At 73.9% G+C, this 9,305-nt stretch carries 10 protein-coding genes and 2 pseudogenes; 7 read left to right on the top strand and 5 right to left on the bottom strand.

The genetic code is table 11. The features are described from left to right. Positions 1-93: 93 nt before the first annotated feature. The 3 genes and pseudogenes from AB0K09_RS23875 to AB0K09_RS23865 all read right to left on the bottom strand — a co-directional run. Positions 94-1,014: pseudogene (locus AB0K09_RS23875) on the bottom strand (cytochrome P450); the annotation flags it as partial. Between the two features lie 73 nt (positions 1,015-1,087). Continuing rightward, positions 1,088-1,726, bottom strand: coding sequence for a 2-dehydro-3-deoxyphosphogluconate aldolase (locus tag AB0K09_RS23870; RefSeq protein WP_366067415.1), 639 nt, complete (start codon positions 1,724-1,726; stop codon positions 1,088-1,090). 293 nt (positions 1,727-2,019) lie between these two features. Further along, positions 2,020-2,442 (bottom strand): ribonuclease domain-containing protein, encoded by a 423-nt coding sequence (locus tag AB0K09_RS23865; protein ID WP_366067414.1) that lies wholly within the window; start codon positions 2,440-2,442, stop codon positions 2,020-2,022. 157 nt (positions 2,443-2,599) lie between these two features. Here AB0K09_RS23865 and AB0K09_RS23860 point away from each other — a divergent pair, with 157 nt between their 5' ends. The 4 genes from AB0K09_RS23860 to AB0K09_RS23845 are packed head-to-tail and all read left to right on the top strand — an operon-like array spanning position 2,600 to position 4,683. After that, on the top strand, positions 2,600-3,205 hold the full coding sequence (locus AB0K09_RS23860; protein WP_366067413.1) for an XRE family transcriptional regulator: 606 nt from the start codon (positions 2,600-2,602) through the stop codon (positions 3,203-3,205). After that, a complete protein-coding gene (locus AB0K09_RS23855) occupies positions 3,202-3,354 on the top strand; it encodes a DUF6126 family protein (RefSeq protein WP_366067412.1) in 153 nt (50 codons plus the stop codon). Before AB0K09_RS23860 ends, AB0K09_RS23855 begins: the two co-directional genes overlap by 4 nt. A 47-nt stretch (positions 3,355-3,401) precedes the next feature. Further along, on the top strand, positions 3,402-4,058 hold the full coding sequence (locus AB0K09_RS23850; protein ID WP_366067411.1) for a transcriptional regulator: 657 nt from the start codon (positions 3,402-3,404) through the stop codon (positions 4,056-4,058). A gap of 4 nt (positions 4,059-4,062) precedes the next feature. Next, on the top strand, positions 4,063-4,683 hold the full coding sequence (locus AB0K09_RS23845) for a GNAT family N-acetyltransferase (protein ID WP_366067410.1): 621 nt from the start codon (positions 4,063-4,065) through the stop codon (positions 4,681-4,683). Here AB0K09_RS23845 and alc read toward each other — a convergent pair. Both alc and allB read right to left on the bottom strand, forming a co-directional pair. Next, positions 4,643-5,767: an allantoicase gene (alc, locus tag AB0K09_RS23840; RefSeq protein WP_366067409.1), complete on the bottom strand. Its 1,125-nt coding sequence runs from the start codon at positions 5,765-5,767 to the stop codon at positions 4,643-4,645. The two genes, AB0K09_RS23845 and alc, sit on opposite strands and share 41 nt — an antisense overlap. Next, positions 5,764-7,092, bottom strand: a complete 1,329-nt coding sequence (allB, locus tag AB0K09_RS23835) for an allantoinase AllB (RefSeq protein ID WP_366067408.1) — start codon at positions 7,090-7,092, stop codon at positions 5,764-5,766. Before allB ends, alc begins: the two co-directional genes overlap by 4 nt. Positions 7,093-7,262: 170 nt before the next feature. Here allB and AB0K09_RS23830 point away from each other — a divergent pair, with 170 nt between their 5' ends. From AB0K09_RS23830 to AB0K09_RS23820, 3 genes and pseudogenes are all read left to right on the top strand, one after another. Beyond that, a complete protein-coding gene (locus AB0K09_RS23830) occupies positions 7,263-8,045 on the top strand; it encodes an IclR family transcriptional regulator (protein WP_366067407.1) in 783 nt (260 codons plus the stop codon). A gap of 91 nt (positions 8,046-8,136) precedes the next feature. Further along, positions 8,137-8,889 (top strand): GntR family transcriptional regulator, encoded by a 753-nt coding sequence (locus AB0K09_RS23825; protein WP_366067406.1) that lies wholly within the window; start codon positions 8,137-8,139, stop codon positions 8,887-8,889. A 225-nt stretch (positions 8,890-9,114) separates the two neighbouring features. Then, positions 9,115-9,305 (top strand): annotated as a pseudogene (locus AB0K09_RS23820) (sugar ABC transporter substrate-binding protein); the annotation flags it as partial.

The following is a 9,305-nucleotide window of genomic DNA, read 5'->3' as shown; positions in this document are numbered from 1 at the left end:
CCACTGTGGCTGCCGAGCGGGTGCCCGTCCTCCACCTGGACACTCACCGGATCAGCCAGCAGCAGCCTCTGTGCCGCACTGGCGGAAGGCTGCCCCGCCGCCCGGGATGAGCGTCCCGCCGATCTCCACGGGCTCGACCGTGAACCGGTACGTCGGCGCCTCGATCGAGCCGTCGTAGCGGAGCATCTCCTCGACGGCGTTGTCCAGGAGACCGAAGTCGGCGCGGAGATCCGCCAGTTGCCCGGGGTGGCGCAGCAGTGCCAGGACGCCGTTGGAGATGAGGTTGACGGTCGTCTCGTGGCCGGCCACCAGCAGCAGCCAGGCCATGCCGAGGAGTTCCTCGGGGGAGAGCCGGTCGCCGTCCTCGTCGGTGGTGCGGATGAGGGCGCTGAGCAGGTCCGGGCCGGGCCGCTCGCGCTTGGCGGCGACGAGCCCGGCGAGATAGCCGGCGACCTCCGCGGCGTTCTCCCGCTTGCGCTGCGGCGGGGCGGCGCCGATGGAGATGTTGGACCAGGTGCGGAAGGCCTCGCGGTCCAGTTCCGGAACGCCGAGAAGCTCGCAGATGACGGTGATGGGCAGCGGGAAGGACAGGGCGTCGACGAGGTCGGCGCGCCGGTCCGGGGCAGCCAGCATGCGCTCCAGCAGGTCGTCGGTGATGCGCTGCACCTGTGGCGCCATCGACTCGACGCGGCGCGGGGTGAACTCCTTGGTGACGAGCCTGCGCAGCCGGCTGTGCTGCGGCGGGTCGCTGACGAGCATGTGCGGCCCGGAGGCGACGCTGGACAGGGCGATGCCGGGCGAGGCGGACGCCCACTCCTTCGACAGCCGCGCGTCGTTGAGCGTGGCCCGCAGCTCGTCGTAGCCGAGGACCAGCCAGCACTCGGCGCCCTCCGGCATCCGCGCCCGGTGCACCGGACCCTGCTCGCGCAGCCGCGCGTAGACCCGGTACGGATCCCGGGCGAACTCCTGGCCCATGGCCGCCAGATCGACGATGCCCCCGGTCGTGATGCCCATGGCCGAACCCCCCTGTTCCTCGCACTTCCCGGACACTGCCCCGGTCTGCCCGCAGCGACCAACACCCTAGCCGTCAGGGCATAGGAGCGGGATCGACCTCCGCGAGCCGGGCCAGCAGCTCGCCGACGCGCTTGGCCACCGAGTCGCGGTCGCCGTCGGAGAGTTCCGCGCCGAGGCCGCAGGCCACGGCACCGGCGGCGACCCACTCGGGAGCCGCGTCGACGGAGATGCCGCCACTGGGCACCAGGGCGGCCTGCGGCAGTTCGGCGCGGACCTCGGCCAGCCAGCCGGGCCGGCGGTCGGCACCCGGGAAGACCTTGACCGCGTCGGAGCCCAGCTCCAGGGCGTGCACCAGCTCGGTCGGCGTGGCGACGCCGGGGAACACGGGGACGCCGTACCGGTGGGCGGTGCGGACCACCTCCGGGTCCAGGGTCGGGGAGGCGAGGAAGCGGGCCCCCGCGTCGACGGCGAGCCGGGCGGAGGCGGCGTCCAGCACGGTGCCCGCCCCGATGACGGCCTCGTCCCCCACCTCGCGGATGAGGGTGGTGATGGCCTCCAGGGCGAACGGCGTGGTGAGCGATATCTCCAGGCTGGTGATCCCGGCGGACAGCAGGGTGCCCGCCGTCTCCGCGGCCTGGTCGTAACTGCCGCCGCGCACGACGGCCAGGACGCGTTGCGCCAGTGCGGCTCGGGTGATCTCCCAGCGGTACACGGCAGTTCGCCGCCCTTCTCGGATGCGGGGGTACTACCGAAGACGGTAGCGGCGGCCGCCGACAATCGGCCCCGAAGGAGCGGCGCCGGGCGCGCGAAGGCGCGTAATGGAGTGCCCTCCTGTACTCACGCGCCCCTCCCATTCACCCGCATCCCGGGCAAATGACGACACGTCAGTGCCCATCCCGAGGACCCCACGCCTCGGGCCCCGCCGTCGCTGGGAGCGACGACGGGGCCCGGGAGGTGCGTCAGATGCGGTTGGTCGGCGGGTCGGCGGGGCGGCGGGTCAGCGGCTCAGCAGGAGAAGTCGACGCGGTCGAACGTCGCGTAGTGGTCGGCCGTGTAGTAGTCCTCGCGGGTCTGCTGACCGGTGATGATGCGGCGCGTGCCGCGCGTCGGCGCGCCCGGCGTGATGACGGTGTACTCGTGGTAGTAGCCGCTGCGCTGCTTCGGCAGCACCCCTTCGCGGTTGGAGAAGACGATGCCGTCCCGGTCATACGGGAACGGGCCGCCCTGCTCGATGAGGCGGATCGTGTCGTGGGCCTGCGAGGGCAGGTTCGAGTAACAGATGTCGCCGGTGACCTTCATGTGGCCGGCCGTGGGCGCGGCCACCGGGGCCGCGACCGGGGTCGCGGCGATGGCGGGGGTGCCCAGCAGGAGCGTCGAGGTCAGCGCGGCGAGCGCGCCGAAGCGCGCGAGACGGTGGGGGGTTGTCATGTTCCCAGCATGACGCGCGTAGCGTATGTCATGTCAACGCCAATCCATCAAAGTTTCCCGGGCGTTCATCACAGCGGCGGTAAGTGACTTCCCCTTGACTTTTGCCTCATAGGCAAAACTTTTGCCCTTGGGGTACGGGCGGGCCTATACCGGAGTCATGGATGACGAAGTGCCCGCCGTCGCACCCCGGCTGCGGGAACACCGCCGTGGCTCCGGGCTCACCCTGGAGGCCGCGGCCGCCCGGGTCGGGCTCTCGCCCGCCCATCTGTCCCGGCTGGAGACCGGCCGGCGCACCCCGTCGCTGCCGATGCTGCTGTCGCTGGCCCGCACCTACGGTACGACGGTCTCCGACCTGCTGGGCGAGGTCCCCGAGGGCGCCGACCCCATCGTGCGGGCCGAGCGCATGGAGGCGCAGGACGCCGGCGGCTGGACGTACTGGCGCGCCGGGGGCTCCGGGCGTGCCATGCAGGCGCTGCGGCTGCACGTGCCCACGGGCCGCGAGGGCCAGGAGGCGCTCGTCCGGGTGCACCCGGGCGAGGAGTGGCTGTACGTCACCGGGGGCCGGCTGCGGCTGACGCTCGGCGAGGCCGTCCACGTGCTCGGCCCCGGTGACGCCGCCCATTTCGACTCCCTCACGCCGCACCGCATCGCGGCCGAGTCGAGCGGGGGAGCGGACCTGCTGTTCGTCCACACGCTGATGCAGAGCGGCGTGGCCGGGCTGTGCCTCGGCGACTCCGCGCGGAACCGGAGGGGAATGCCATGAGCACGCACACCGACCGCGACGCCAGGACCTTCGACGAGGAGGACCGGGCCCCGATGGGCATGACGGTCCGGGTCTTCATCTACCTCGTCGCCGTCCACTTCATCGTCGCCTTCTTCTTCCTCATCTTCTATCTGGCCGGGGCGAAGTGAGCGCGGCACCGCCCCGCCGCGCGCCCCGCCGCGTACGCTTGTGATCCATGCGCACCGCCCAGGAAGTGCTCGCCGACGCGGCACGGGAGCTCGCCCCGGACACGGCCGCCAATCGCGTCGTCCCCCGGCTCGCCACGGGCCAGGCGCCGCCCGAGGTCATCGCCGCCTTCACCCTGGAACAGCACCACATCCTCGGCAGCGACCGCCGCAGCTTCCGCCACATCGCGGAGCGGTCCGCCGGCCGGCCCGCCGTCACCGCGTTCTTCGACTCCCTCGTGGAGGGGGAGAACGCGGCCCTGGGCCTGCTCGGCGATCTGACGGAGGCCTGCGGCCTGACCGACGAGGCCGTCCGGTCGTACGAGCCGCGGGCCGGCTGCCAGGTGTATCCGGCCTACGTCGCCTGGATGGCCCTGGGTGCCGAGCCGACGGACGTGGTGGTCACCCTCACGGCCAACTTCGCCGCCTGGGGCACGTACTGCGCCGTCGTCGGCCACGCCCTGCGCACGCACTACGGCTTCGACGACCGCGCCTGCGCGTTCTTCGACTTCTTCGCCACGCCCTCGCCCGAGGGCGACCGGATCGCCATGGCCGCCGTCCAGTGCGGCCTGGACGACGGCACCCTCACCGAATCCCTGGCCCACCGCTACGGACGCCTGCTGCTCGCCTACGAGTTGATGTTCTGGGACGGCCTGGCCGTAGAGTGACGGCATGGCGAGCGACCCCGCACCGACCTACCGCCCCGCACGCCCCGGCGAGCACGAGGCCGCCGACGCGCTCGACAACTCCTTCACCACCACGACCGTGCTCCGCGTGACGGCGGACGAGGACGGCTTCCGGCTGCACGAGACGCCGGTCTCCCCGCCGCTGCGCAAGGTCTTCCCCGACGAGCCCGACGAACCGGCCGGGCCGGCCGGCCCCGAGGGCGCGGAGCTCGTCGTCGCCGAGCTGGACGGGGAGGTGCGCGGTGCCGTCACCACCGTGTACGAGTCCTGGAACCGCCGCCTGGTGATCGCCGACCTGCGGGTCGCCCCCGGCCACCGGGGCCGGGGCATCGGCCGGGGCCTGATGGACCGCGCCCTGGCGCGCGGCCGGGCGGTCGGCGCGCGCACCGCCTGGCTGGAGGTCAGCAACGTCAACGCCCCGGCGGTGCGGGCCTACCGGCGGATGGGTTTCACCGTGTGCGGCCTCGACACCACGCTCTACACCGGCACTCCGGCCGAGGGTGAGCTGGCCCTGTTCATGGCCCGCCCGCTCGGCCCCGCCGCGGGCGCCCCGCCCGTCACCCCCGTCACCGGCTCAGGGCCGGTCGCCGGGCGCCCTCCTCGGTGAGGGTGCCGTGGGCGCGCAGGCGGGCTATGCCGCCGTCCGGGTGGATGTCGATCCGCAGGTGCGTCGCGGCCGGGGCGCCGGCCAGCGGGAAGCGGTGCCGGCTGTCGGGCTGGAGGCGGGTGCGGGGCAGCAGTTCGGTCCAGCCGGCGGTGTGGTCGGCGGGGTCGGCGCCGGTGGTCGCGTCGAGGACGGACAGACAGGCCCAGCCGGCCGCGTTGCCCAGGTAGCAGGCGGTGTCGATCTCGACGGCGCGCAGCACGCACCGGCCGGTGAGCCGGATACGCACCCAGTCGTGCCCCGCATCGCGGCGCCGCCGGGTCTCCCAGCCCTCGTCCATCCGCCGGGAGCGGCCGGGGCCGATCATATTGACGGCCGAGGAGAAGAAGCGGTCGGAGGCGTCCTCGACGTGGCCGCCGTTCTCCAGGGCGGCGAGGTCGAAGACGCCGAGGGCCGCGAGCCACTCCGGGTCGGGCACGGCCTCGCCGTGCACGCGCAGCCTGGCGATGCCCCCGTCGGGGTACTGGCGCAGCCGCAGGTGGGTGACGGGCTCGGGTACGTCCACGGCGAAGCCGTTCGCGGCGTGGCCGCCCACCGGCGTGCGCGGCACGAGCGGCAGCCACTTCACGTCCCCGCCCAGCAGTTCCTCCGGTGACGGCGTGCCGGGCACGTGGGCGCCCTCGACGCCGACCGCCTGCGGGTGGTTGCCCCGGAAGTGCGCGGTGTCGACGACGACGCCGCGGACCACGCCGGGCACGCCGAGGCGTATCAGGGCCCAGTCGTGGTCGTCGGCGGACGGATGCGGTTCCGCGGCGTCCGGGCCGCGCCGGCGGCGGGTCTCCCAGCCGTCCATGACCTTGCCCTTGTGCCCGAAGTGCCCGGGGTCGAACCGGGCGGGGCCGGGGACGAGCAGGTTCTCCCGGTCGGCGAAGAACTCGTCGCTGGCGGCGATCACGGCCCCGCCCAGGCCCCGGTCGGCGAGGTCGGGCAGGGCGGTGAAGGGGAGGTCGGCGGTGCGGTAGTCGGCGTACGGGTCGCCGCCCGGGTAGGGGCGGGCGGCGCCGGAGAACGAGGTGCTCACGCTCATCTGCGCTCCAGGAGTCGGCCGGTGGGTCCGGTGAGGGGGACACCGTGCTCGGCGATCTTGCGGCCGCGCAGCCAGGTGGCTCGTACGACGCCGTGCAGGGTGCGCCCCGCGTAGGCGGTGACGGGGTTGCGGTGGTGGAGGGCGGCCGGATCGACGGTGAAGGTCTCGTCGGGGGCGAGGACGGCGAAGTCGGCGTCGCGTCCGGCCTCGATGGCGCCCTTGTGGCCGAGTCCGGCGAGGGCGGCGGGGGCCGTGGCCATCCAGCGGGCCACGTCGGCCGGGGTATGGCCGCGGCGCCGGGCCTCGGTCCAGACGGCCGGCAGGCCCAGCTGGAGGGAGGAGATGCCGCCCCAGGCCGCCCCGAAGTCGGGGACCTTGAGGTCGGTGGTGCAGGGCGAGTGGTCGGAGACGACGCAGTCGAGGGTCCCGTCGGCGAGCGCCGCCCAGAGCCGGTCCCGGTTGCCCGCCTCGCGGATGGGCGGGCAGCACTTGAACTCGGTCGCCCCGTCGGGGACTTCCTCGGCGGCCAGGGTCAGGAAGTGCGGACAGGTCTCGGCGGTGACCGGCAGTCCCTCGGCCCGGGCGGCGGCGATCACCGGCAGCGCGCCGCAGGAGGACAGGTGCAGCACGTGCACGCGCGTGCCCCGGCGGCGCACGACGTCGACGAGCGCGGCCACGGCCGCGTCCTCGGCCGCCCCGGGCCGGGAGGCGAGGAAGCCGGCGTAGCGCGGGCCCGCCGCCGGCGGGGCGGCGGCCAGGTGCCCGGGGTCCTCGGCGTGCACGATGAGCAGTCCGCCGAGCCGGGCGACCTCGGCCGCCACGGCGTCCAGGTCGTGCCGGGTCAGGTGCGGGAACTCCGGTACGCCCGAGGGCGACAGGAACGACTTGAAGCCGAAGACGCCGGCCGCGTGCAACGGGCCCAGCTCCGGCAGGTTGTCCGGCAGCGCACCGCCCCAGAAGCCGACGTCGGTGTGGACGGCGGCCCGGGCGGCGTCCTGTTTGATCCGCAGATGTCCGACCGTGGTCGTGGGCGGCAGGCTGTTGAGCGGCATGTCGACCAGGGTGGTGACGCCCCCGGCGGCCGCCGCCAGGGTCGCGGTGCGAAAGCCCTCCCACTCGCTGCGCCCCGGGTCGTTGATGTGCACATGGGTGTCCACGAGCCCCGGGAGCAGCATGTCGTCGCCCAGGTCCTCGACGACCGTCCCGGGCGGGGCCGCGGTCCCGTACGGCAGGACGGCCTCGATCCGTCCGCCGGTGACCGCGACGGAGGCGGCGCGTACGCCCTCCGGCGTCACGACCCGCGTCGAGCTCAGCACCAGCCGCACCCCGCACCCCCAGCACGAAAACTTCAACGTTCTGTTGAACGGCGCTGCCCGCAGTCTTCTGTCGTGTCACGGACCCGTCAACCCCCCGGAGGGACCGGGCCCGCCTGCCCGGCCGCCGGCCCCGCCACGGCCGGTAGGCTGCTCCCACCCTCATCCCGGAAGGACCCACCGTGCCCTCGCCCGCCGAGCCCCGAACCGCCGCGTCCACCGGAGGCGTTCAGTCCCTGGAGCGCGCCTTCGACCTGCTGGAGCGGATGGCCGACGCGGGCGGAGAGGTCGGGCTCAGCGAGCTGTCGGCGAGCAGCGGGCTGCCCCTGCCGACGATCCACCGCCTGATGCGCACGCTCGTGGCCTGCGGCTACGTACGCCAGCAGCCCAACCGGCGCTACGCGCTCGGCCCCCGGCTGATCCGGCTCGGCGAGAGCGCCTCCCGGCTCCTGGGCACCTGGGCCCGCCCCTACCTCGCGCGCCTGGTCGAGGAGACCGGCGAGACGGCGAACATGGCCCTGCTCGACGGCGACGAGGTCGTCTACGTCGCGCAGGTGCCGTCGCGGCACTCGATGCGCATGTTCACCGAGGTCGGGCGGCGCGTGCTGCCGCACACCACCGGCGTCGGCAAGGCGCTCCTCGCGCAGACCCCCGACGCGGAGGTGCGCGCGCTGCTCGCCCGCACGGGCATGCCGGCGGTCACGGACCGGACCATCACCACGGCCGAAGGCTTCCTGGCCGAGCTCGTCCGCGTCCGCGAGTCCGGCTACGCGGTCGACGACAACGAACAGGAGATCGGTGTCCGCTGCCTCGCCGTCCCGGTGCCGGACGCGCCGACGTCGGCGGCCATCTCGATCTCCGGTCCGGCGGGCCGTGTGACGGAGGAGGCGACGGAGCGGATCGTGCCGGTGCTGAAGGAAGTGGCGGAGCAGCTGAGCGCCGCGCTGGCGAGCGTGGCGCCGTAACCGGGAGCCGCCCGGCCGTCTCTCGCGCCATGTCCGGACAACCGGACCTCCGGACTACCAGTCATACCGCCCCGCCGATACGCTCGGCCCCGTGGCGACGAAGCACCAACCCCTCCAGTTCACCCTCGACCGCACCAGCCCCGTGCCGCTCTACTTCCAGCTGGCGCAGCAGCTGGAGGCCGCCGTCGAGCAGGGCAGGCTCGCCCCCGGCAGTCTGCTCGGCAACGAGATCGAGCTGGCCGGCCGGCTGGGGCTGTCCCGGCCGACCGTGCGGCAGGCCATCCAGTCGCTCGTCGACAAGGGGCTGCTCGTACGCCGCCGCGGAGTGGGCACCCAGGTCGTCCACAGCCAGGTCAGACGGCCCCTGGAGCTGAGCAGCCTCTACGACGACCTCCAGGCGGCGGGCCAGAAGCCGGCCACCCGCGTGCTGCGGCAGTCCGCCGAGCCCGCCGACGCGCGGGTCGCGGCCGCGCTCGGCGTCCCGGAGGGGACCGAGGTGGTGCTGGTCGAGCGGCTGCGGCTGGCGCACGGGGAGCCCGTGGCGCGGCTGCGCAACCATCTGCCGGCCGGTCTCCTCGACCTCTCCGGCGACCCGCTGGCCGAGACCGGGCTGTACCGGTTGATGCGCATGGCCGGCCTCACCCTGCACAGCGCCCGCCAGACCATCGGCGCCCGCGCCGCCACCGCCGAGGAGGGCGCGCTGCTGGGCGAGCCGGAGGGCGCACCGCTGCTGACGATGGAGCGGACGACGTTCGACGACACGGGCCGCGCGGTGGAATTCGGATCCCACCTCTACCGGGCCTCCCGCTACTCCTTCGACTTCCAGCTGCTGGCGCGCCCGTGACCCGACCGGCCCCCGGCGGCCGTCAGAATGTTCGGACAAAGTATTGACTCCGTGTGGCGCCCGCCACTAGAACTCCACCAACCCGTCGAAGCCCCGCCCGACAGCGGTGACGCATGGTGACGGATACTTGGGCGGTTGGGCCCGCGCGATCGGGGTCCGGCCGCACCGTGACAGACAGTGGAAGGGCAAGTCCTCGTGGCAAGGGTTCGGACAGGCGTACGTGCAGTGAGCGCCGTGCTGGCAGCGGTGCTCGGCGCCACACTGGCGGGGTGCAGCAGCACGGGCGGCAAGCGCGCCGAGGAGCGGGCCGCCGCGCAGGCGGCCGAGGGGCGCGCCGCGGTGAACACCCCCAAGTGGACCTTCGCGATGGTCACCCACTCGGGCGACGGCGACAACTTCTGGGACATCGTCCAGAA

Source organism: Streptomyces sp. NPDC049577 (assembly GCF_040675635.1).
In the GTDB taxonomy this organism is placed as follows: Bacteria; Actinomycetota; Actinomycetes; order Streptomycetales; family Streptomycetaceae; genus Streptomyces.
The sequence above is the reverse complement of the archived record's forward strand: the minus strand, read 5'-3'. Positions and strand labels throughout refer to the sequence as shown.